Annotated in this window: 23 protein-coding genes; 13 read left to right on the top strand and 10 right to left on the bottom strand. The window is 44.7% G+C overall.

Features of this window, described 5'->3' with window-relative positions; translation table 11 throughout:
• Positions 1–20 precede the first annotated feature (20 nt).
• The 4 genes from IGJ05_RS06135 to IGJ05_RS06120 all read right to left on the bottom strand — a co-directional run bounded on the left by IGJ05_RS06135 (position 21) and on the right by IGJ05_RS06120 (position 2,785).
• Entirely contained in the window at positions 21–863 is an 843-nt protein-coding gene (locus IGJ05_RS06135) for a hypothetical protein (RefSeq protein ID WP_010747754.1), read from the bottom strand.
• Positions 864–1,043: 180 nt separating this feature from the next.
• Positions 1,044–1,259: a DUF378 domain-containing protein gene (locus tag IGJ05_RS06130; protein ID WP_008379021.1), complete on the bottom strand. Its 216-nt coding sequence runs from the start codon at positions 1,257–1,259 to the stop codon at positions 1,044–1,046.
• A gap of 28 nt (positions 1,260–1,287) precedes the next feature.
• Positions 1,288–1,632: a YrhK family protein gene (locus IGJ05_RS06125; protein ID WP_010747755.1), complete on the bottom strand. Its 345-nt coding sequence runs from the start codon at positions 1,630–1,632 to the stop codon at positions 1,288–1,290.
• Positions 1,633–1,651: 19 nt separating this feature from the next.
• Complete coding sequence (locus IGJ05_RS06120; protein WP_060791802.1) at positions 1,652–2,785, bottom strand: alcohol dehydrogenase catalytic domain-containing protein; 1,134 nt, start codon at positions 2,783–2,785, stop codon at positions 1,652–1,654.
• A 287-nt stretch (positions 2,786–3,072) separates the two neighbouring features.
• Between IGJ05_RS06120 and IGJ05_RS06115 the strand changes: the two genes are divergently transcribed.
• Positions 3,073–3,357 carry a hypothetical protein gene (locus IGJ05_RS06115; protein ID WP_026008050.1) on the top strand — a complete coding sequence of 95 codons (285 nt, stop codon included), beginning with the start codon at positions 3,073–3,075 and terminating at the stop codon, positions 3,355–3,357.
• A 55-nt stretch (positions 3,358–3,412) separates the two neighbouring features.
• Here the strand turns inward: IGJ05_RS06115 and IGJ05_RS06110 are convergent, their stop codons facing one another.
• A complete protein-coding gene (locus IGJ05_RS06110) occupies positions 3,413–3,931 on the bottom strand; it encodes an isochorismatase family protein (protein ID WP_010747758.1) in 519 nt (172 codons plus the stop codon).
• Positions 3,932–4,173: 242 nt separating this feature from the next.
• On the opposite strand from IGJ05_RS06110, the gene IGJ05_RS06105 reads away from it, so the two are divergent.
• From IGJ05_RS06105 to IGJ05_RS06065, 9 genes are all read left to right on the top strand, one after another.
• The gene (locus IGJ05_RS06105) at positions 4,174–5,490 is read left to right on the top strand and encodes an ABC transporter substrate-binding protein (protein WP_008379010.1); all 1,317 of its coding nucleotides are present in this window, start codon (positions 4,174–4,176) and stop codon (positions 5,488–5,490) included.
• A 132-nt stretch (positions 5,491–5,622) separates the two neighbouring features.
• Entirely contained in the window at positions 5,623–6,534 is a 912-nt protein-coding gene (locus tag IGJ05_RS06100) for a carbohydrate ABC transporter permease (protein ID WP_005234717.1), read from the top strand.
• Complete coding sequence (locus IGJ05_RS06095) at positions 6,534–7,394, top strand: carbohydrate ABC transporter permease (RefSeq protein ID WP_005225484.1); 861 nt, start codon at positions 6,534–6,536, stop codon at positions 7,392–7,394. Before IGJ05_RS06100 ends, IGJ05_RS06095 begins: the two co-directional genes overlap by 1 nt.
• Positions 7,391–7,993, top strand: coding sequence for a hypothetical protein (locus IGJ05_RS06090; protein WP_010747759.1), 603 nt, complete (start codon positions 7,391–7,393; stop codon positions 7,991–7,993). Before IGJ05_RS06095 ends, IGJ05_RS06090 begins: the two co-directional genes overlap by 4 nt.
• Before the next feature lie 141 nt (positions 7,994–8,134).
• Entirely contained in the window at positions 8,135–9,169 is a 1,035-nt protein-coding gene (locus tag IGJ05_RS06085; protein ID WP_016621049.1) for a LacI family DNA-binding transcriptional regulator, read from the top strand.
• A gap of 100 nt (positions 9,170–9,269) precedes the next feature.
• Entirely contained in the window at positions 9,270–10,604 is a 1,335-nt protein-coding gene (locus IGJ05_RS06080) for a PTS sugar transporter subunit IIC (protein WP_015509292.1), read from the top strand.
• A 52-nt stretch (positions 10,605–10,656) separates the two neighbouring features.
• Complete coding sequence (locus IGJ05_RS06075) at positions 10,657–11,124, top strand: hypothetical protein (protein ID WP_010747761.1); 468 nt, start codon at positions 10,657–10,659, stop codon at positions 11,122–11,124.
• An 8-nt stretch (positions 11,125–11,132) separates the two neighbouring features.
• Positions 11,133–13,370 (top strand): alpha-galactosidase, encoded by a 2,238-nt coding sequence (locus IGJ05_RS06070; RefSeq protein ID WP_081116576.1) that lies wholly within the window; start codon positions 11,133–11,135, stop codon positions 13,368–13,370.
• Complete coding sequence (locus IGJ05_RS06065; protein ID WP_231472403.1) at positions 13,367–15,421, top strand: beta-galactosidase; 2,055 nt, start codon at positions 13,367–13,369, stop codon at positions 15,419–15,421. Before IGJ05_RS06070 ends, IGJ05_RS06065 begins: the two co-directional genes overlap by 4 nt.
• A 73-nt stretch (positions 15,422–15,494) precedes the next feature.
• Here IGJ05_RS06065 and IGJ05_RS06060 read toward each other — a convergent pair whose 3' ends face one another.
• Positions 15,495–16,331 carry an NAD(P)H-hydrate dehydratase gene (locus IGJ05_RS06060; protein ID WP_081116578.1) on the bottom strand — a complete coding sequence of 279 codons (837 nt, stop codon included), beginning with the start codon at positions 16,329–16,331 and terminating at the stop codon, positions 15,495–15,497.
• A gap of 159 nt (positions 16,332–16,490) precedes the next feature.
• On the opposite strand from IGJ05_RS06060, the gene pepV reads away from it, so the two are divergent.
• Positions 16,491–17,915, top strand: coding sequence for a dipeptidase PepV (gene pepV / locus IGJ05_RS06055; RefSeq protein ID WP_005225493.1), 1,425 nt, complete (start codon positions 16,491–16,493; stop codon positions 17,913–17,915).
• A 135-nt stretch (positions 17,916–18,050) separates the two neighbouring features.
• Here the strand turns inward: pepV and IGJ05_RS06050 are convergent, their stop codons facing one another.
• Positions 18,051–18,506, bottom strand: coding sequence for a type II toxin-antitoxin system HicB family antitoxin (locus IGJ05_RS06050; RefSeq protein WP_081116579.1), 456 nt, complete (start codon positions 18,504–18,506; stop codon positions 18,051–18,053).
• A gap of 310 nt (positions 18,507–18,816) precedes the next feature.
• Between IGJ05_RS06050 and IGJ05_RS06045 the strand changes: the two genes are divergently transcribed.
• Complete coding sequence (locus IGJ05_RS06045; RefSeq protein ID WP_005234725.1) at positions 18,817–19,110, top strand: hypothetical protein; 294 nt, start codon at positions 18,817–18,819, stop codon at positions 19,108–19,110.
• Between the two features lie 140 nt (positions 19,111–19,250).
• Here IGJ05_RS06045 and IGJ05_RS06040 read toward each other — a convergent pair whose 3' ends face one another.
• Positions 19,251–19,457: a hypothetical protein gene (locus IGJ05_RS06040; protein WP_034857684.1), complete on the bottom strand. Its 207-nt coding sequence runs from the start codon at positions 19,455–19,457 to the stop codon at positions 19,251–19,253.
• A gap of 128 nt (positions 19,458–19,585) precedes the next feature.
• On the bottom strand, positions 19,586–19,894 hold the full coding sequence (locus tag IGJ05_RS06035) for a DUF5960 family protein (RefSeq protein WP_008378984.1): 309 nt from the start codon (positions 19,892–19,894) through the stop codon (positions 19,586–19,588).
• Positions 19,895–20,053: 159 nt separating this feature from the next.
• On the opposite strand from IGJ05_RS06035, the gene IGJ05_RS06030 reads away from it, so the two are divergent.
• Entirely contained in the window at positions 20,054–20,404 is a 351-nt protein-coding gene (locus IGJ05_RS06030) for a hypothetical protein (protein ID WP_081116580.1), read from the top strand.
• Positions 20,405–20,523: 119 nt separating this feature from the next.
• On the opposite strand, the gene IGJ05_RS06025 is transcribed toward IGJ05_RS06030, so the two are convergent.
• Positions 20,524–21,267 (bottom strand): NADPH-dependent oxidoreductase, encoded by a 744-nt coding sequence (locus IGJ05_RS06025; protein WP_315036730.1) that lies wholly within the window; start codon positions 21,265–21,267, stop codon positions 20,524–20,526.
• Between the last annotated feature and the right edge of the window lie 15 nt (positions 21,268–21,282).

Below are 21,282 nucleotides of genomic sequence, written 5' to 3'. Positions count from 1 at the left end.
GTGGATAGGTGCCGCTTGTTTTATTGCCATTCGGATTGATAATTTCCTTTGAGATCATAAACATAATTGATCTCGGTGCGATTACGAATCCCATTTAAACCAACGGTCCAAGTCCATTCGCCTTGGAAGCCGTTTAAAATGACGATGCTGACGCCAGGAACATAGTGATCCAGCTGAGCTGCTCGTGCCTCAGAATCCTTGATGATCTTGGGAATGACGCCCCAATCGATGGCATCAAAGGCAATGGTATCTTCCATCGAAAGCTCGATCGTATCGTCGTCTTTTTTCCATTTGGTCAACAGATTTTCTGGGTAATACCAATACTCGTCTTGCAGGCCTGTGTTTGGATTGATCACTCGCGCAACTGCATAAATGCCGCTTTTTAGCGGGACATTGCGGATGTGAAAACTATAGCTGACCAGTTGCAGCTCTTTGTCCTTGAATGAGGATTGATTCGGCAGCACCGCCATAATTTCTTTGGCACTGGCTTCTTCTCGAAAGAGTTGGCGGTCTACAGGTAAAAAGGTGGAAACTACGCCAATACAAAAGAGAATCACTGGCAGCAAGAGCAATGAGAATAACCAATAGAATGGCGATTTTTTGCGTTTCTTGATGCCGATGATCAGACCGATCAAAAAGACCAGCAGGATCCCTGCTACCCAAAAGTAGGGGAACAAACGAATGATCTGATGTCTGGTTTCAACGACTTGGTATTCATTCAGACCAAACCAATTTTCTGCGATGGTGAGGTTATTTAAAACAATGATTCCGCCAATAATACTTAAAATAAATAAGAAAATCAATAGCAAAAGCATCCGACCGAGTATCCGACGTATCAGCGAGGGTCTAGTAGGTGGGGTCATGAGTCACGTCCTTTTTATTTTTTCGAAAATAGTAGGTTAAATACAAGAGTAGTACAACTGGTGTTTTTTTTCAATGATTGTAGACAAAAAAACTGCATCCACAGATGCGACCTCAAAACGTTAGACCAAAAATCTAACTTTTTGGGGTCAGGACATCGCAGATGCAGGTTTTATTTTCATTTAGTCGAGGGTTTGTTGGCGGGCGATAGCTGGAAAGAATTTCAGGCTATACAAGGCGCTGATCCCAACTAGAATATAAATGACGCGGGCAATGATCGACGTGCTGCCGCCGGTGATCGCTGCGACAAGGTCAAACTCGAAGGCGCCGACCAGCAGCCAATTGATACCGCCGATGATCAATAAGGTCAGTGCGATCCCATCAAATGTTTTTAACATAGGAAACTCCTCTCTAGTTGTCGTCCCATCAACGTTCATCGTCGGTGATGGTGACATCTTTTTCTTTCTCGCCTTCTTGATTGCGCTCATTATAGATATAGACATGGCGAACGATTTTAATCAGTGGGCGAATGGTTAAAAAGACTCCGCCGATCAAATAGGCGATCGTTCCGTATAGCGCAGGCAAACTAGTTAATGAAACGATACTTCCGAAAATATAAAACAAGCCCGTCAAAATATCATTCGTAAGTGAGATCAACATGTAGCGATTTTGAAAGTAGATGCGAAAGCGGCTTGCCTTGATGATCACATCTTCTTCTTTTCCCGGATCGACTTGATGTTCACTCCGTTTGATTTTTGGCATAGGTGCCATCACTGCTCCTTTATTTTTGCTAAGGTTTCAAGACAACTTTGATGTTCTTGTCTTCTTTTTTGTCAAAAATGTCATACGCTTTGGCAGCATCTGCTAAAGGCATCGTGTGGGTGATGATCTGTGACGGGTCAAACAAACCGTCTGCAATCATGTCATAAATTTTTGGCATCAAATGGATCACAGGTGCTTGCCCGTGTTTGACATCGATGTTACGCATAAAGAATTCTTGCAATGGATAAGAAGAAGCTGGTGTCATGTAAACGCCAGTGATTTGGACGGTACCAAATTTTTTGACTGCTTTGGCGGCCATCTGGATCGGTGAGATCGTTCCACTTTGCAAGCTGACTAGGTTTTTGGCTTTTTCTTTGACGGGTTCTAAACCATCCATCCCAACGCAGTCGATGATCACATCAGCGCCACCTTTGGTCAGCTCATACAGTTCATCAGCACTAGTAGCCAAATCATCCAATTGGAATGTTTCGACTTGATTGTAGCTGCTGGCTTTTTCTAAGCGATGAGCAACAGGGTCCACGGCAATCACCCGCTTAGCGCCTGCCATCACGGCAAATTTTTGGGCAAACAACCCAACTGGGCCTGAGCCTAAGACGATCACGGTATCATCCTTTTTGACGCCAGCGTTTTGGACACTCCAATACGCTGTAGGTAAGATGTCAGATAAAAACAATACTTTTTCATCAGGGATCGTTGATTCAGGTACGATAAACGAAGTGAAATCTGCGAAAGGAACCCGCAAGAATTCGGCTTGACCGCCCCAGTGGTTGCCGTTCATTTTTCCGAAACCGAATAAGCCGCCATACAATGTATCTTCTGAAGAATTGTCGCATTGACTTTCCATTTCATTTTGACAAAAGTGGCAATGGCCGCAACCGATATTGAAAGGGATGACGACGCGGTCGCCTTTTTTTAGTTTCTGTACTTGACTGCCAACTTCTTCGACAATACCCATTGGTTCGTGACCAACGACATAGCCTTCTTCCAAAACCGAGCCGCCATGGTGGTAAAGGTGGAGATCAGAGCCGCAGATCGCAGTTGCGGTGATTCGGATGATCGCATCCGTCGGTTCTAAAATCGTTGGATCTTCTACACGACGAACGTCCATTTTTTGATTTCCTTGCCAGGTTACTGCTTGCATCATTTTTCCTCCTTGTTTGTTCAGATAAGTTCGGACAATCACTAATTTTTTCAACAACACGTTTTTACTTTTTAGTAACAGATAATTTAATTCTGCAAGGATTTTAACGATTTGACAACGAAAACGCTCAAAACGGTTGATTTGTTTTTTCTTCATCAATGGTTTAAAAAAAGAAAAACAGATGATTTGCTAAAAAAGTGAAAGCGTGACACTATTAAAGTGAAGCATGCATGCGTTACGAGTATCTAACGGAATCTGCATCAACCAGTGACAAGAAATGAGGAGGGATGATCATGGATCTAACGATTCGAGGAAAAGCTTCCTGCACGAATTGCAATGAAAACTTTGATGGGAAGCTGGTCGTTCATTTACAAGAAGACAGCGAGGGGCAATTAACCATGGTACCACCGTTGGAAACGAATGAATTGGCAGAAGATGAAATCGCTATTCATTATGCTTACGGGGAAGTGAAGGAAGCCATCGAAGGAACCTTCGTATGTCCAAACTGTCAGACTGAAAATGAGGTTCGGATTGAAATTCCGACCGAGCTATTAGATGGCTCAATGAATTAAATGAATAATCAAATTGAAAAAGCTCTCTGTTCCTTGAACAGGGAGCTTTCGTTACCTATTGGTCATTGGTTTGTTTTGTGCCATCAATGATTTGGACATTGAAGTCTCGTAAGATGTCGAGTCCTTGTGACTCGTGGTTTTTACCAGCGACTAATGTTTTATTGATAGTAAAATCAGCGTCAGGAAAGGCGCTTTGGATCTCGATGGTATTGGAAAGGACACAGATGTTGGTTTCAACACCGGTGATTTCGATTTTCTTTTCTTCTTCAGGTTCAAATAGATTTTTCTTAATGTCGATCAAGACTTCAGGTGGAATACTGTAATAGTATTTCTTGACGACTTTTTCATTTTCGAGAGGCTTAAGTTCTGGGATCAGCTGCAGGGCATCGGCTTCTTCATCAGGTGTTCCTTTGACTTCGATTGGAATGTCGCGGGTGTGTAAGATGTACTCCCCATCCGCCCGTGCTTGTTCTAGGCGCTTGGCGATTCGTTTGACGAGAGCGGCGCCATCTGGCACATACGCTTCGTTCTCTTCATCGAGAATTTGGTTTTGCATATCGACAATGACTAGCATGTGGTTACTCCCTTTCTATAAACATCATTTGTCAAATGGTCTGACGTGAGGTTGAAAAATAGGTGCTATTTCTATGATGCCCCACTTTTTTTATATTTTCAAAGAAAACGCTCTTCTTGTCGAGAAACGGTAAAAACGTTATTTTTTTATTCGAATCACGATGCTTTTTGTTTGCTGAAAAGAAGAAGTAGTGATTGCTTTTAAATAGTACATTAAAAATAAATGAAAGTAGGTTAGGTTAAATGAGAAAGTTATTTTATATGGGGACTTTGCTTTTTTCAGTTGGTGTACTGGCGGCAGGATGCGGCAACAGTGAAACCGCTGATTCCTCGGGGAATGAGTCAGCAGATGGCAAAACGACGTTGGACTTTTGGTCCTTCTGGGGGTCTGGTGCAAGACAAGAAGTAATTGAAGAAATTATTGATGATTTTAATGCGTCACAAGATAAAATCGAGGTCAAATATAGCTACCAGCCTTGGGGCGATATTTGGACAAAATCACTGTCGTCGATCACTGCTGGCAATCCGCCTGATGTTATTGTACAAGATATTAATTCTGTTGCTCAGCGGGCAGAAGCGCAGCAAGCAACGAATTTAAGTGAGTATATCGAAGAGGGCTTTTCTGATGAATTTTATCCGCAATTATGGGATACAGTGGAATACGAAGGGGATGCCTATGCCGTTCCTTTCAATACAGATACGCAAGTGATTTTCTACAATAAGACACTCTTTAAAGAGGCTGGTATCAGTGAAGAGCAACTGCCACAAACGTGGGAGGAGTTAGAAACAGTTGCTCGGAAATTAGATGTCAAAAACGGTGATGACTTTGAGCGGATCGGCTTTTACCCATTGTGGAATTTAGGCGCTGACGTGTGGGCGTTGAATGCCGACGATGGCGTCAGCTGGTTTGACAAGGATGAGAACGTCAAAATCGATACAGACAACAAAGTGGAAGCGTTGGAATGGATCTTAGACTGGCAAGAGTATTATGGTCAAGATACCATCAATCGCTTAGAAGCTGAATTTGGTTCAGGGGTTGCCGATCCATTCATTTCCGGATTAGTGGCGATGCGTGCGCAAAACATCAACTACTACTCAAGTTTAGCAGAAAATGCACCAGATGACTTTGAATTTGGGGTCATTCAAATTCCTGAAAAAGAAAGTGGCTCTGGTCACTGGTCATGGGGCGGCGGGTTCGTCCTAGAAGTGCCATACGGTGCCAAAGATCCTGAAGCGTCCTATGAGTTTATCAAATACTTGTCGACACCAGAAGTTCAAGAGAAATTTGGTGAGAAGAGCTTTGATATCATGGCGAATCGGACAGCCAACGAAAACTTGGTCAACAACGACAATCTAGATGAAAACGGCCAAATGATCTACCAAATGGCGGATGAAAACTTTGCCAATACGGTGATCACGCCTGTGCCATTGACAGCGCCTGACTTCAGCAGTCTTGTCAATGAACAGATCGACCAAATCATGCTAGGCAGCAAAACACCGGCTGAAGGGTTGGCAGATGCGCAAAAAGCGGTGGAAGATCTTGTTGAGCAAAACAAATAAACCTCAAAACGAGCGTTTTTAAAAAAGAAGGAAAGTCCAGTCGGTTAGCGGACTGGGCTTTGCTTTCTGCTTTGCGAAGCGGACATGTTTTCTTGAACAAACAATGAGTAAAAATAGAATGGAGTGGAAGGAATGCCAAAGAAGCGTTCAAAAAGTAAACGGCAAGAAGCTCTTTGGGGCTACTTCTTCGTAGCACCATTTTTGCTTGGGTTCGTGGTGTTTATGTTAGGGCCCATGCTGTTTTCCTTCGTAGGAAGCTTTACCGATTACAATCTGACTTCGAAAATGAATTTTATCGGCTTTAAGAACTTTACCCGCATGTTCACGCAAGATACCCTGTTTTGGAAATCTCTCTATAACACGGCGTATTTTGTACTCTTCAATGTTCCCTTAACCACGTTGTTCAGTGTCTTTCTAGCCACGTTATTGAATCAAAAAATCCGCGGAATCAGTTTTTTCCGAACCACCTTTTACTTGCCAGCGATCCTTTCAGGGGTTGCCGTCTACGTCTTATGGATGCAATTATTATCTCCTTCCGCAGGATTGATCAATACCTTCTTGAGCTGGTTCAATATCAAAGGTCCAGCATGGCTGTTTGATCCCGAATGGACGAAACCAGCGTTGATTTTGATGAAGATTTGGAGTTCGGGGGGCGCGATGCTTTTGTATCTAGCTACCTTGCAAAATATTTCACCGACGCTGTACGAATCGGCTGAGATCGATGGGGCGGGAGTCTGGGCGAAATTCAAAAATATTACGATCCCTTTGATCACGCCAATCATCTTCTATGATGTGATTACTTCAACGATCGGTTCTTTTCAAATTTTCCAAGAAGCATACGTGATGACCAAAAATGGTACCGGCGGTCCTGCAAATTCACTGCTTTTCTATAATTTGCATATGTGGAACAAAGCCTTCGTCGCCTTTGATATGGGCTATGCGATGGCCATGTCGATGATCTTGTTCTTGATCGTCTTAGTCTTGACCTTTATCAATCTCAAGCTGGCACCACGCTGGGTTCACTATACCGGAGGTGGCAGCTAATGGAAATGACGACAAAAACACGAAGCAAATCAAGCCAACAGCGAGTCAAAAAAATCATCAGCTATGTGGTGATGTCGATCATCGGGATCGTGCTGCTGATTCCGTTGCTGTGGATGGTCTTTACGTCATTGAAACCGATGGAGGAGATCGTGCGCTACCCGCCGACCTTTTTCCCAGAAGAAATCAATCTTGGCAATTATTTGGAGACTATCAACGCCTTTCCATTTTGGCAGTATGCAAAAAATACGTTATTCATTACCGTCTTAGTGGTCTTCGGGAATGTCTTATCAAATTCCTTCATTGCTTATGGGTTTGCAAAATTGGCCTTTCCAGGAAAAAATCTGATCTTTGCCCTCGTCTTGTCTACCATGATGATTCCTGGCTTTGTGACGATGATCCCGCAATATGTCTTGTTTTCCAAAATCGGCTGGGTCGGCACCTATCTGCCGCTGATCGTTCCAGCGTTTTTCGGCAACGCCTTTAACATTTTCTTGATGCGGCAGTTTTACTTGTCTGTCAACAATGAATTGATCGAAGCCGCTAAGATCGATGGCGCCAATCATCTTTATATTTGGAGCCATCTAATGATCCCATTGACGAAACCCGCGCTGATCACGATTGCCATCAACTCCTTCAATGGGGCGTGGAATGATTTCTTAGGACCATTACTGTATATTCAAAACCAAGAAAAGTACACGCTGCAGATTGGCCTGCAAGTTTTCCAAAACCAATCAACGACCCAGTGGAACTACTTGATGGCAGGAGCAACGCTTGTGCTATTGCCGACGATCTTGCTGTTCTTCCTCGCTCAACGCTACTTTATTGAGGGAATGGATCTGACGGGAGGTTCCAAAGGATGAGAACAAAAGTTACCCCGCAACGCTTAAACCAAGCGCTGTTGACTGGCATCAACTGGCTTCCGCATTTACTGGTTTTACAAGGCATGTGGCTGTTGTATTCCTTGCCTTTGATCACGAGTACCACCGCTAGTCGAGCATTGATCGAGACGTTGACGGAACTGCGTAACGATGGCTTGGAGGCAAGCAGCAAAGCTCATTTTCAGCAAGCATTTCATCAGCAGTGGGCAACAAGAAAAGGGCAAGACCGTTTGCTCAGTCTATTCTTCTTGCTGCTTTTAGCGGACAGCTTTGTCTTTAGCCGTCTGCAGCACCCGCTGTTTCAAATCGCTAGTTACGCGTTAGCGTTCACCTTTGGCTTGTTTTGCTTGGTCTTACTTTATCAAACGAGGCTGCTTCACACCTATCCGCAGCAGCCCAGCTCATTGTTTTATAGTTTTTACCAGTTTGCTCGTTCACCCAAACGAGTACTGGCGCATCTTTTAGCAACAGTGACGCTTGTCTTGACCTTTTTGCTGTTTGGTCCAGTCTACTTATTGGTCTTAGGAATCAGCACCTTGTATTTAGTCAATGTCTTGCTCTGTGACCAAGCGCTCAAATAGAAAACAAACGGGTATCCCGAAACTTCCTTAGTGAAAAGCTAAGGAGTTTCGGTTTTTTTGTGAAAAGAAGGTTGACAGGGTCAAAAATTATGCCTATGCTGAATGTAAATTTAGTAAACAGTAAACAGATGAGGTGCAGCTATGGCAAGTATGAGAGATATCGCGAAATTAGCCGGGGTGTCGGTAGCAAGTGTTTCTAGAATCCTTAACAATGATGAAACCTTCAGTATCAATGAACACACGCGTCAGCGAGTCATTGAGATCGCCAATCAAATGAATTATTCAAAAGAAAAAAATCAACCCCATTCCCGTGAAGTCGGCGACCAAAACACGATTGCCATCATTACCCGCCACGATCGAGAGTCGGAAAGAAACGATCCGTATTTTATGATGATCCGCAATGGGATCGAAAAGGAAGCGGCGAAGTGGCGCTTAAAAACGATTCGGGCCTTTTCCATGCGGGAGCCTCAAAAAGATTTGGCACAATTGGCGAAGTATGGCGCAGTCATTATTATTGGAGAGATGACCAGCGATGCTTTGGCAGAGATCAGTCAGCAAAATGCCAATATTATCCTGGTGGATAATTATAGTGAAGCACCCAGCTACGATTGCATCCAAACCGATTTTGCCCAAAAGACTCACCAGATCCTCACGTTGTTAAAAGAGAAGGGCCATGAGAATATTGCCTTTGTGGGCGGTGTTGCCAGCCGAGTGACGATTTCTGGCGAAGTCGTTTACGATGAACAAGAGATTCGAGCAGAAAATTATCGCCAATGGATGCTGCTCAATAAATTGGAAAAGTTCACAACCGTGCTGCAGGGGAAATGGTCACCAGAGACTGGTTTGCATTTTGGTCAGCAGATCGCGCAAATGAATCCTCGCCCCACAGCGATCGTCGTTGCCAGCGATCCTATGGCTGTCGGGGTTTACAAGGCACTCGCTGAAGCGGGGCTATCGATTCCTAAAGATGTGTCAGTCGTTAGTTTTGATGATATCGAAATGGCGCAATTTATGACGCCCGCACTGTCTTCCGTCAAGATGAAAGCTGAAGAGATGGGGCAGATGAGTGTCGAATTAGCGAAAAATAAAATCCTTGGGGTGCGGACGATGCCTGTTCGCGTCGTTTGTGGCAGTGAATTGATCATTAGAGAATCGATTGCCGAAAAAGATCAGTGACGTCTGATCTTTTTTTATTTTAGGGGTTGTGTAAACATTAACTAAACAACTATACTGATTGTAGTAAACGTTTACAGTTAAAAATAAAGGAGAAAACGAAATGAAGTTTATTGATAAATTAGCCGAAAAGATGGTGCCTTTTGCTCAGATCATTGCCAACAACAAATACTTGTTAAGTCTTCGTGATGGGTTTATGGTCGCTTTTCCTGCAACAATGTTTGCGTCAATTATGATTATTATTCAAAATCTGCCTGCTACTTTCGGACTCTCGGAAAAACTTCCAGAGGGATTCATCACGTTTCTAAACGACTTTTTTGGTCCTATCGGAAATGCGACCATGAGTATCACCGCTATTTTCGTTGTTTTTGGGATCGGCTATCAGTTGGCTGGCAAGTATGGACAAGCCAAATTATTTGCGGGTGCCATCTCACTGTCTTCGTTTTTGATGCTGCTGCCTTTTGGCTCATCCGAAGAGTTAGGTACAGTGATCCCCTTGTCGAAATTAGGGGCTGAGGGAATGTTTGTCGGAATCATCACGGCCATTATCGCTACGCAGATCTATTGCAAAATCAGTGCGGCTGGGCTGACGATCAAAATGCCAGATTCGGTTCCGCCAATGATAGCAGAATCCTTTGTCGCCATCATTCCTGGGGCGGCACCGTTGTTCCTTTTCAATTTGATCCGCTACTTGTTCACCTTTACTTCATGGGGCAATGCCGTTGACTTCGTTTATGAGATTTTGCAAAAACCATTAATGGGCTTAGGCGGTACGTTGCCAGCAGTACTGATCGCCGTCTTGTTCACCCAATTCTTCTGGTGGTTTGGGATTCACGGAACACTAGTGGTCAATGCGGTGATCGATCCAATCATGAATGCGTTAGCGATCGAAAACTATGAAGCTTACAAAGCAGGGGCGGAACAACTGCCCCATATCATTAACACTACGTTTATGGGCGTGTTCGTCAATCAAGGAATGCAGCTGGGGATCTCGATTACGATGGCCTTCTTTATCGCTCGTTCGATTCGGATGAAAAAATTAATGAAGACGGTGATCGCTCCATCTGTTTTCAACGTATCTGAACCGATGACCTTTGGTTTGCCGATCGTCTTGAACCCGATCGCTTTTGTCCCATGGATCTTAGCGCCCTTAGCCAGTACGACGATTTCTTACTTTGCGATCGCCGCAGGCTTGGTGCCACGACCAATTGGAGCAACGGTGGTTTGGACGACCCCTGTTTTCTTATCTGGTTGGTTAGGCACGGGTTCTGTTGCCGGCGCAATCTTACAGTTAGTGACGGTTGCCGTAATGACCTTGATTTGGGTGCCATTCTTGATCGTAATGGATCGCGGGTACTTGAAAGAAGAAAAAGCGGAAGCGGCATTAAATGAACAAGCGACATCTGAAACGATCAATCAAAGGGTAGAAGAAAGATAAGCCCAGAAACGGAAAGGAATGCAATAGCGCACCCTTTAGAAAGGAATTTGTGATGAGAACCGATACATTGTCTTGCAGTTATCAAATGAATACCACACCTACGGACTTTTCCCGTGTGTTATTGGCGGAACAAGAGAAATTCTTTCTAGCCAAACAAGCCCAAGAACCGTTCGGGGAAGGCTGCCGTATTGAAACGATGATCCAAACCAAAACCGCCCCGCGGTTGGTACCTGCCGTCATGACGGTCAAAAAAATTGCCGCGGATGAGCTGTGGCTTCGTACGACCCATGAAGAAGGAGTGATCGATCAACGGTACAGTTTTGCACCAGGACGAAAAGGGAAGCTGCAAGTCACGTATTCGGAACAAAGCCGTTTTGAGCAGCAGAAAACAACCTACAGTTTTATGCTGGCGGCGCTGTTTTACAAATTCTTTTTCAATCGCGGCGTCAAAAAACGCTTGCGTTATCTTGAAGCAGCTTGTCAACGAGCAGGGACAAATGAAAAAAATGGGGAAAATTGAGGATAGCAATGATAGAAATTAGGAATGAACAACTCTTTCACTTATACAATGAAAAAATTAGTTATATCATAAATGTGTTACCAAATCAGCAACTGGGTCATGTCTATTTTGGGCCATCTCTAGGCACACTGGCGCCGTTTGATCAAGCGTACCTTGAGAAAAAAGAGAATAAATCGGCAGGAACCGTCAAATTTTTTAAAGCAGACAATCTTTTTACCTTGGCGGACCGTTTTCAAGAATTGCCAACGTATGGGACTTCTGATTTTCGAGAAGGGGCAGTGTCGGTTTTTGAGGAAGAAACCCCTCTTTATGTTGATTTTAAACTTGTGGCTTTTCACTGTTTTGAGGGCAAAGAACGAAAGCTGGCGCAACCAGCCAGCTTTGCTTCTGCCGATGAAAGCCAAAGCATCGTCTTTGAATTAGTAGATCAAGAGCGACAGCTGGAAATGGCGCTCACCTATACGATCTTCAAAGGATCAGGAACCATCACGCGGCAGCAAACACTGACCAATACGGGGAGCAAGCCGAGAACCATCCAGCGCTTTTTGAGTGGTGTCTTGGAGCTGAAAAATCGCGATTTTGAACTGCTGCATCTTTCAGGCGCATGGCTGAAAGAACGGCACATCAAGACGGTCCCTTTGACCCAAGGGACGATCAGTGTCGGCTCGTTAAAAGGAGCGTCTGGTCATCAGCACAATCCTTTTGTCGCCTTAAAAGAACAGCAAGCCACCAATGACACTGGTCACGTCTATGGTGCCAACCTGATTTATTCGGGCAACTTTTTGGCGCAAGCGGAAATGGATGAATGGGACAACGTTCGATTGATGTTGGGGATACATCCTGAGCATTTCAGCTGGCAGCTTTCACAAGGAGAAACTTTTGAAGCCCCAGAATGCCTCTTCACCTTCACCGCTGCTGGTCTGAATGGCTTGAGTCAAGAATCCGCCCAATTTATCGAAAAGCATGTGATTGCCCCTTATTGGCAAAAGCGGCAGCGGCCGATCGTCTTTAATAATTGGGAAGCGACTTATTTTGATTTTAATGAAGAAAAGCTGTTGACCTTAGCCCAAGAAAGCAAGGCGTTAGGGATGGAGTGCTTTGTGCTTGACGATGGTTGGTTTGGAAAACGCAACGACGACCGCAGTTCATTAGGCGATTGGGTGGCGGACCCTGCCAAATTTCCAAAAGGAATCGGGTCTTTTGCTGAGAAAATTCATGCCATGCAGCTGCAACTGGGGATTTGGTTTGAACCAGAAATGGTTTCGCCAGATAGTCAGTTGTACCAAGAGCATCCTGAGTGGGTAGTCAAGCATCCTTATGAGCGGATCTCTGTGGGGCGCGGACAATACGTGTTGGATTTTACCAATCCAGCAGTGGTCGAGGCGATTTTCGAAGCGATGCAAAAAGTGATCCTTGAAACCAAGCTAGATTACATCAAATGGGATATGAACCGCAATATCACTGAAGCTTACTCTCCCTATTTAGCGGAACAGGGAATTTCTCAGACGGAGTTTTATCATCGCTACATTTTAGGTCTTTATCGCTTATATGAAAAAATCTTAGCTGCGTTTCCGACCCTTTTGATCGAAGGCTGTGCTGGCGGCGGGGGCAGATACGATTTAGGGATCTTATTTTACAGTCCGCAGATTTGGCCTAGTGATGATAGTGATGCAGTGGAACGTTTAGCCATCCAAAGCGGAACGTTGTTAGGGTATCCTTTGTCCTCCTTCAGCAATCACGTGTCGGCGGCACCAAACCACCAAGTCGGCCGGGCAACGTCTTTAGCCTTTCGGCAAACCGTCGCAATGTTTGGGCCTTTGGGGTATGAACTCGATCTCTTTCACTTGTCTGAAACCGAAAAGCAGGCGATCAAATCCCAAATCGTCTTTTATAAAAAACAGCGGCAATTGCTGACCTTTGGCACTTTTTACCAGCTGCAGCAGTTGGACCATGCCAATGAAACGACTTGGGCAGTGTATGACCCACAAAACGAAGAAGCATTGATTGCTTTCTTTCGCGTGCTGGCACAAGCCAATCCGACGGCGGAAGACTTTTTGCCCGCAGCCTTTCTTAATGCCCAACAGGTGTATCAGGTCAATGGCGAAACTGTCTCTGGTCAGCTGTTAAGGCAATTAGGGTTGCGTAAACCCTATCAGTTTAATGCCGTCAACCATGGAACAGCGCAAGTCACTGGCGATTTTCAATCATTTGTCTACCAGTTACAAGCCAAAAAAGGAGTAGAATGATGAGCAATCAATTGTTTGATCAGCAGTTTATGCATGGCGGGGATTACAACCCCGATCAATGGCTGGCTTATCCAGAAATCTTGCAAAAGGATCTTGCCCACATGCAGCAAGCCCATGTCAACACCGTCACATTAGGGGTGTTTGCTTGGAGTGCCTTAGAGCCGCAAGAAGGCGTTTATCAGTTTGACTGGTTGGATCGAGTGTTTGATCAGATCCATGGCATCGGCGGCAAAGTCATTTTGGCCACTCCTAGCGGTGGGCGGCCTCAATGGCTAAGCCAAAAGTATCCTGAAGTCAATCGGACCAACGCCCAAGGGCAAAAACATACCCATGGGTTTCGCCACAATCACTGTTACTCTTCACCGATCTATCGGGAAAAGGTGACGCAAATCAATCAGCAGTTGGCAAAACGTTACGGCAAGCATCCGGCATTAGCCATGTGGCATATCTCCAATGAGTACTCTGGGGAATGCTTTTGCTCCTATTGTCAGGAAAACTGGCGCAGCTGGCTGCAAAAAAAATATGGTGATTTAGCCACGTTGAATCATGCCTGGTGGACTTCTTTTTGGGGCGGTACTTACTCCGATTGGTCGCAGGTTTTACCGCCTTCACCTTTAGGGGAACACAAAGTGCATGGCATGGATCTTGATTGGAAACGATTTGTCACAGATAGGACGATCGATTTTTATTTGCATGAATGTGCGCCGATCCGTCAGCTGACACCGGACATTCCTGTGACGACGAATTTTATGGCGGAAGGACATGCTACCCAAGATTTTATTCCTTTAGAAGGCATTGACTACAGCAAGTTCGCTCGTCATGTGGACATCGTTAGCTGGGATAGTTACCCTGATTGGAACAACAACTTTGAATCCTTGGCAGCGACAGCGATGAAATCCGCCTATGTACATGATCAATACTGGTCATTGAAGAAACAGCCCTTTTTAGTGATGGAATGCACGCCGAGTTTTGTTAACTGGCATTCCTTTAATAAAGCGAAAAAGCATGGTGTCCATCAGTTGAGTGCCATGCAGCAGATCGCTCACGGCTCAGATAGTACCTTGTATTTTCAATGGCGCCAATCCCGCGGCAATTCAGAAAAATTCCATGGGGCAGTCGTGGGACATGATGATTCCACGGAGAATCGGGTCTTCAAAGAAGTTGCGGCTTACGGCAAGCGCTTGGAAAAAATCAAAGAGATTCAAGGAACCACAAGAAAAAAAGCAGTGGCGATCCTTTTTGATTGGGAAAGCAACTGGGCATTGAAGCGAGGCGGTGGGTTTGGTCGACCAACCAGACGGTATCCGCAAACGTTGCAGGAGCATTATCGTTATTTCTGGGAACAAGACATCGCTGTCGATATTTTGACGCCAGAGCAAGATTTTTCTGACTATCAGTTGGTGATCGCTCCAATGCTTTACTTGATGACATCAGAGACGATGGCAAAACTTTGCCAGTATACACAAGCCGGTGGTACCTTGATTTCCAGTTACTTTAGCGGCATGGTCAATGAAACCGACTTGTTGTATCTGGGGGGCTTGCCACAGCCGTTGCGAGCATTATTAGGCATCAACGTGCTGGAGCTGGAAACTCTTTTTGACACTGAACACAATCAGTTGGTTTTTCAAGGACAGCCCTTTGAAACACGGGACTATTCTGCAATCATCGAAGCCGAAACAGCGGAGGTACTAGGGGAGTATCAAGCGGATTTTTACCAAGGAACACCTGCGATCACCAAACATACCTTTGGTGCCGGCACCGCCTACTATCTGGCGGCTCGCACCAACTATGACTTTTTCGAACAGTTTTATGCCTCTTTGGTCCGTGAGCTGTCCTTGGCAGAGGAAAGGATCGCGCATGCCAATCCTGCAGTCTCGATCCAAGGCAGGATCAGTCCAGAACGAACGTACTTTTTCATCATGAATTTTTCTGAGAAAGAGCAGACACTACACTTGATCAAAGAAGTCGTTGATTTAGAGACCAATCAAGCAGTCCCTCAAACAGCAACCTTGGCGCCGTATGAAGTGCGAGTGGTTTATTTTAACAATTAGCTGACCATCAAAAAAACGTCCCTTTCGATAAATGCAGAAAGGGACGTTTTTTTGATGAATGGTTTATCAGAAATCATTCTGGATCGGATGCTTGGTGCTTTTTCATCCATTGAGGCAATGCGGCACTGATTTGTGTCGGCAAAACGACATAGTGCTCTTTTGCCAATGCTTCGCCAATCAGGCTATGGAGATAGACAGCCGCTTGGATCGTTTCCTCTGTTTTTTCAAACTGTGCCAAAAAGCTGGTGATCATGCCTGCCAGTGTATCCCCCATGCCGCCGGTCGCCATTGCGGGTGTTCCGAGGGGATTTTGGGCGATGCTGCTGCCGTAAATTTGTGTGCGATGGCTTTTTAAGACTACCAGACTTCCGAGTTTTTGTTGGGCTTGCTGGTTGTTTTCTTCTGTCTGGTCGGCAATTGCCAGTCCGCTGAGCCGTTGCCATTCCATCTGATGCGGCGTGAAGACGACTTGTTCAGGAAAGGGGATGATCAGCGGATATTTGGCAGCCAAATTGATCGCCGAACCATCGATCACCAACCATTGGTGTTCTTTTTGGGCAGAAACGATCCGCTGCAGCAGATCAAAATTGCTTTTTCCTTCGCCTAATCCAGGACCAATCAGTAGGACGTCTGCCGATTCGGTGACCGTATCGATCAGTTCTGTTTGCTGCCAATCGACAAACATCGCTTCAGGCAAGCGGGCGTGCAGGGCGGTTCGGTTGACGCCATCGGAGATCACGGTGGTCAAACCAGTTCCCCCATACACACAGGCTTGCGCAGCCATTAAGATCGCCCCACCGAATTGGCGGTTGCCCCCTACTAAAACGGCTCGGCCAAAAGTGCCTTTGTGGCTTTTTGTCGGGCGCTGTTGGATCACTTTGGATAAAATTGCAGAATCAAGTTGCTCCATGCAATGACTCCTTTCGTTAATCAAAATCGAGTTATATTTATTATACCTGTTTCCTAGAAATTTCATAGAAAAGACCCATGGAAAAAGGCGCAATTTTTTTTCCTTTTTTGGTTTAAGAGTGTTATCATAAATAGCGAGAACAGAAATGGAGGGAACACTATGACAATCGATTGGAAAAAAGAGGTCGAAGCCCGCAAAGACGATTTGCTGAACGACTTGATTGATCTATTGAAAGTGAAAAGTGAAAGAGAAGATGATAAAGCGACTGCGGATGCGCCATTTGGTCCTGGACCTCGTGATGCGTTGCTACACATGCTAGCTTATGGCGAACGTGATGGCTTCACAGTCAAAAACGTCGATAACTACGCTGGTCACATCGAATTTGGTGAAGGAGACGAAACATTAGGGATCTTCGGCCACATGGATGTTGTTCCTGCAGGTGACGGCTGGTCAACCGATCCTTATGATCCAGTCATCAATGACAACAAAATCTATGCTCGTGGTTCTTCTGATGATAAAGGTCCTTCAATGGCTGCCTATTATGGGATGAAGATCATCAAAGAATTGGGCTTGCCATTATCGAAAAAAATCCGTTTTGTCGTTGGTTCTGATGAAGAAAGCGGCTGGGCAGATATGGATTACTACTTTGAGCATGAAGAAAAGCCTGATTTTGGCTTCTCACCAGATGCCAATTTCCCAATCATTAATGGAGAAAAAGGAAATGTGACATTAGGGATCCATTTCCAAGGCAACAATGAAGGAGACTTCACGCTGCAAAGCTTTACTGCTGGCTTGCGAGAAAATATGGTACCAGGAACGGCAACAGCAAGCTTCATTGCTCCATCAACAGAAGAAGCATTAGCGATCGAAAAAGCCTTTTTCGATTACGTTGAAGCCAATCCAGTGACGGGGACGATTGAAACAGAAAATGAACAAGTGACGATCGAATTAGTCGGTAAAGGTGCTCATGGTGCCAGCCCACAATCAGGAATCAATGCGGGGACTTTCTTAGCAGTCTTCTTAGATAACTATGCCTTTGGCGGCGGCGCAAAACAATTCATCCATGCAGCAGCAGCCTATGTCCATGAAGATTTCTACGGTGAAAAATTAGGTGTGGCGTACGAAGACGAAAAAATGGGTAAATTGACAATGAATGCTGGCTTGTTTGCTTTCAAAGCGAACCAAGCAGGAACACAAGCAGACAACTTTATCGCATTGAACTTCCGTTATCCTAAAGGCGTAACTGCGGAAGGACTTGAAATCGGTGTGGAACGCACCGTCGGTATGGAAGGGGCAACCGTTACCCGCAATGACCGCAACATGGAACCTCACTACGTACCAGCAGATGATCCATTGGTAGAAACTTTATTGGCGGTTTATGAAGAACATACCGGCGAAAAAGGCTTCGAACAAATCATCGGCGGCGGCACATACGGTCGTCTATTGAAACGCGGCGTTGCTTATGGCGCAATGTTCCCTGGCTATGTCGACACCATGCACCAAGCCAATGAATTCATGAGCTTGGATGACCTATTCAACGCAGCGGTGATCTATGCAGATGCTATCTACCGTTTGGCGAAATAAAGAGAGATTGATTGGGTCTTTTCACTCGCTAAATAAATACAATTGAACGTTTCGTGCGGCATTCTCGTATCTTTTTCATGTGAGAGAATGCCGCACTTTTTTAGTATGGAACAGGGGGATGAGGTGTAGAAGCAATTAGTCTTTACATTTTTTCTTTAGGATTGCGTCAGTGAGGATTTCTGAAAAATCTAAATGCATAGTTCGTCCTAGTTTATCCGCCCATTGAGGAATCGCCAGTTTTTTCTCGACGAAGGTTTGATTCTCTAAATATTCTGAAACATCAACAAGGACCATCGATAGAAATGATTTTTCTTTGTCGTAATCGAATTCAAAATCTAAATCGTCTATAAACGGATTATTCGCTTCCAGTGATAAACAATTAATGGGGGTAGAGAGCGGAATCTCCCGATTATTTTCAATACAATCTGCCAAAACGATTCCGAGCCAATCGGATGCCATGAATAAAGCATCGGCGATGTCTAAGCCTTGAGTGCCGACTTGCTCAGGAAAATCAGGAAAAGAAATAAAATACTTCACTTCGCTTTCGTCTGTATCGGTGTAATAAAACAATGCAGGGTAACTTGCTAACATAGTGTACAACTCCTTTTTCGCGATTCTCTACAGATCTGATTGCAATGGTAGCGCTCTTATTTTTCACTAGTACCTAGTAGTCTTAAGCAAGAGTTGTTGCTTTTTTTATTGTACCAGTGTCATAAATACTGAACAATAGGCAATATTTTTTAAGAGGAGAGTATCAATTCAGAAATTCTGATGATTGAAAGAACATCATCTTTTGTGGTAATTTAAAAATCTTTGTGTCTATTATTAATGAAAATGTTATATTTTGTTATTGACATCAAATCATCCGAATGATTTACTTTTTGTAAGGAGTTGAAAAGTGATGCCTGATTTAGTGAAATTCATTTTGGTTATTCTGGCGATTTGGGTGGTTTATCAAGTATTTACGACGATTTTATTTACCCTTTCCCAAAAAGCAGTTGCCAAACGAATCAAAAGCGGGAAGATGTCTGATCAGCAGTTGGCGAATTTGTACCACGCTGTAGCACGAGCAAATCAAGGAAGCAATTTCCAAGCGATTTTCTCTTATGGGCTCTTTTACCGCAGCCATGCAAAGCAAAGTGATGCGGTCTATGAACTGTATCGCGCAGAAATGGCGAAAAGAAATCTGCTGTAACCAACTGTGAAGCAGCTGCTTTCGAGAATATTGCTCGAAGTAAAAAAGCCTAGGTCCTGCACAACAAGTGCAGAACCTAGGCTTTTTTGGTATTTACTGGGCAGCAAGCTGTGACAGATAAACACAGCTCCTTGCTGCAGCTATTTCTTGTCTTTGCTGCTTTTTTGATCCATGCCCGCACCGATCGCTACACCTAGTGCGATGCCTAAACCCATGCCTAATGCTAGATTGTCAAAAAACAGCAGCCCAAACGCAGCACCTAATGCCATTCCGACACCGATCCCCAGTCCCATATTGTTAGAAGCGGCTTCCTTTTCTTCAGACGTTTGCGGCGGTTTTTTCGTCATTGTGAAAAACCCCTTTCTTTTTAGTATAGAGGGGTTTCGTTTGGATGACAAATATTCGAACTGCTGCTCAGTGATATGCATCAGGAGAGTGTAGCCGCTAAGTATAGCAAACGGGTTGAACCATTGGTCTATCTTCCGCCGGGCAAATAGTTACGCTCGGGGTTGTAGCGGCGAATGATCTTATTTTCAGCGAGTACGTGCTCATAATAATAAACAGGCGCATCCTTAGTCTCTAGTCGAAAAACAAAGACGAGCGGAACCTTTAAGACGGAATAGCGCGCGGGGATCGCAATATACGATTTTTGATTGCGCTCCATCGTCAGTGCGAATTCATCAAACAAAAGCGCCACTGGTGTGGGAAAGTTTACCAATTCATAATAGTGTTTTTCAAATGCATAGGTTTCTTGTTTTGCATAAGCGATTTTTGCAGCTGGCATACACATTCACCTCACTTGAATTATACGAACGTTTGTTCTGTTTGTAAAGTGAAAAATTACCAAGCGAGGAAAAAGGAGGCGTTCTCTATGAAAAAGATGTTATGCTAACAAGAAATTTGCTACACTAGAGAAAAGAAGGAATCAAAAGGAGCAGATACCATGGATTACGAACGTTTCGCACGATTACAGGCACGCTTTGCCGATGAAAAACTGCTGACCAAAGAAGGGGTCTATCGGTTGCGTTTGTCAGGGAAGGCGCAGTTCGAACTAGCCTTTATCAAAACCGGACCCTGTGGCGAGTCTGTCTACCAGCCGCTGATCAAGGGCACTTTTGCTGAAAAAGAAGCAATCCCTACCTATTTGCTGGATCTTGCGGCGCAGCCTATGACGCAAATCAGTCAGCGAAGCTCCGAAAATGAAGCAGTGTTAGATAAAGCGTTAGTAGCATTAATGGAAAAATGTGAGCAGGCAGTTGCCGTCAACGAAGCCGCACAAGAAGCCGCACGTTAATTAGCATGACAAAGATACAAGAGCCGCCTGAACCTGATTTTTTACACTAAGCAAAAAACGATCCTGACAAGATTCCTTGCCAAAGATCGTTTTTTATTTTCCCGTGGTAATTAGTGTCCTCATTCGCCGAAGTGGTCTGAGAAGCCTTGTTGTTTCATAAAGGCCGCGACATCTGGACGTCGCGGTTCACGGAAAAATTCCGTCATTTTCGTTTGCCAATTGGTTTGCTGTTGATTGCTGCTGCGCTGTGCATAATAGGTTTCTGTCGTTTGATTGTACTGGGCTGTTTGCTCCTGCGTCAGCGGTTGATACTGATCGACACTTACGATCGCTTCTTGGGGCAAGCGGACTTTCGGCTCATTTCTGTGTTGCGGATAGCCGATCGTTAAACCGAATAACGGAAACGTCAATTTTGGTAAGCCGACAAGTTCTGCGATACGAGGCAAATCATTGCGGATGCCGCCGATGTAACAAATTCCTAAGTCTTGCGCTTCAGCGTAAGCTACCATGTTTTGGGCAGCGATGGTCGTATCAACGACAGACACAATAAATGGTTCCATCGTGGTTAAGTGGGTATCAGGCACCCCTGCTTGGGTCAGCAGCTGCTGGTGTTTATGTAAGTCGGCGACAAAAAGATAGAAGACGCCCGTTCGAGTGATGTAATTTGGGGCACCGGCAATTTCTTCGATGGCAGCCAGTTTTTCAGGATCACTGACCTCAATGATCGAATAGGCTTGAACAAAGTTCGAACTGGAACCGCTCTGGGCAACCGTTACTAATTTTTGCTTGAGTTCCTTTGATAGTGGCCGGGGTTGAAAATCTCGGACAGAGCTATGGCGGGTAAAAGTATCAAAAAGATCCATCGTTTTTCCTCCTGT

The organism is Enterococcus sp. AZ167, from assembly GCF_051714025.1.
Classification (GTDB): Bacteria; Bacillota; Bacilli; order Lactobacillales; family Enterococcaceae; genus Enterococcus_D; species Enterococcus_D casseliflavus.
The sequence above is the reverse complement of the archived record's forward strand: the minus strand, read 5'-3'. Positions and strand labels throughout refer to the sequence as shown.

What these genes read in the sequence shown, in the direction of transcription:
- IGJ05_RS06110 (WP_010747758.1), bottom strand. Translation starts at nt 3,931, where the DNA reads ATGCTAGTCATTGTCGATATGCAAAACCAAATTCTCGATGAAGAGAAC.
- pepV (WP_005225493.1), top strand. Translation starts at nt 16,491, where the DNA reads ATGACAATCGATTGGAAAAAAGAGGTCGAAGCCCGCAAAGACGATTTG.
- IGJ05_RS06085 (WP_016621049.1), top strand. Translation starts at nt 8,135, where the DNA reads ATGGCAAGTATGAGAGATATCGCGAAATTAGCCGGGGTGTCGGTAGCA.
- IGJ05_RS06125 (WP_010747755.1), bottom strand. Translation starts at nt 1,632, where the DNA reads ATGGCACCTATGCCAAAAATCAAACGGAGTGAACATCAAGTCGATCCG.
- IGJ05_RS06040 (WP_034857684.1), bottom strand. Translation starts at nt 19,457, where the DNA reads ATGACGAAAAAACCGCCGCAAACGTCTGAAGAAAAGGAAGCCGCTTCT.
- IGJ05_RS06030 (WP_081116580.1), top strand. Translation starts at nt 20,054, where the DNA reads ATGGATTACGAACGTTTCGCACGATTACAGGCACGCTTTGCCGATGAA.
- IGJ05_RS06095 (WP_005225484.1), top strand. Translation starts at nt 6,534, where the DNA reads ATGGAAATGACGACAAAAACACGAAGCAAATCAAGCCAACAGCGAGTC.
- IGJ05_RS06135 (WP_010747754.1), bottom strand. Translation starts at nt 863, where the DNA reads ATGACCCCACCTACTAGACCCTCGCTGATACGTCGGATACTCGGTCGG.
- IGJ05_RS06115 (WP_026008050.1), top strand. Translation starts at nt 3,073, where the DNA reads ATGATCATGGATCTAACGATTCGAGGAAAAGCTTCCTGCACGAATTGC.
- IGJ05_RS06070 (WP_081116576.1), top strand. Translation starts at nt 11,133, where the DNA reads ATGATAGAAATTAGGAATGAACAACTCTTTCACTTATACAATGAAAAA.
- IGJ05_RS06100 (WP_005234717.1), top strand. Translation starts at nt 5,623, where the DNA reads ATGCCAAAGAAGCGTTCAAAAAGTAAACGGCAAGAAGCTCTTTGGGGC.
- IGJ05_RS06025 (WP_315036730.1), bottom strand. Translation starts at nt 21,267, where the DNA reads ATGGATCTTTTTGATACTTTTACCCGCCATAGCTCTGTCCGAGATTTT.
- IGJ05_RS06045 (WP_005234725.1), top strand. Translation starts at nt 18,817, where the DNA reads ATGCCTGATTTAGTGAAATTCATTTTGGTTATTCTGGCGATTTGGGTG.
- IGJ05_RS06075 (WP_010747761.1), top strand. Translation starts at nt 10,657, where the DNA reads ATGAGAACCGATACATTGTCTTGCAGTTATCAAATGAATACCACACCT.
- IGJ05_RS06035 (WP_008378984.1), bottom strand. Translation starts at nt 19,894, where the DNA reads ATGCCAGCTGCAAAAATCGCTTATGCAAAACAAGAAACCTATGCATTT.
- IGJ05_RS06105 (WP_008379010.1), top strand. Translation starts at nt 4,174, where the DNA reads ATGAGAAAGTTATTTTATATGGGGACTTTGCTTTTTTCAGTTGGTGTA.
- IGJ05_RS06065 (WP_231472403.1), top strand. Translation starts at nt 13,367, where the DNA reads ATGATGAGCAATCAATTGTTTGATCAGCAGTTTATGCATGGCGGGGAT.
- IGJ05_RS06080 (WP_015509292.1), top strand. Translation starts at nt 9,270, where the DNA reads ATGAAGTTTATTGATAAATTAGCCGAAAAGATGGTGCCTTTTGCTCAG.
- IGJ05_RS06050 (WP_081116579.1), bottom strand. Translation starts at nt 18,506, where the DNA reads ATGTTAGCAAGTTACCCTGCATTGTTTTATTACACCGATACAGACGAA.
- IGJ05_RS06060 (WP_081116578.1), bottom strand. Translation starts at nt 16,331, where the DNA reads ATGGAGCAACTTGATTCTGCAATTTTATCCAAAGTGATCCAACAGCGC.
- IGJ05_RS06130 (WP_008379021.1), bottom strand. Translation starts at nt 1,259, where the DNA reads ATGTTAAAAACATTTGATGGGATCGCACTGACCTTATTGATCATCGGC.
- IGJ05_RS06090 (WP_010747759.1), top strand. Translation starts at nt 7,391, where the DNA reads ATGAGAACAAAAGTTACCCCGCAACGCTTAAACCAAGCGCTGTTGACT.
- IGJ05_RS06120 (WP_060791802.1), bottom strand. Translation starts at nt 2,785, where the DNA reads ATGCAAGCAGTAACCTGGCAAGGAAATCAAAAAATGGACGTTCGTCGT.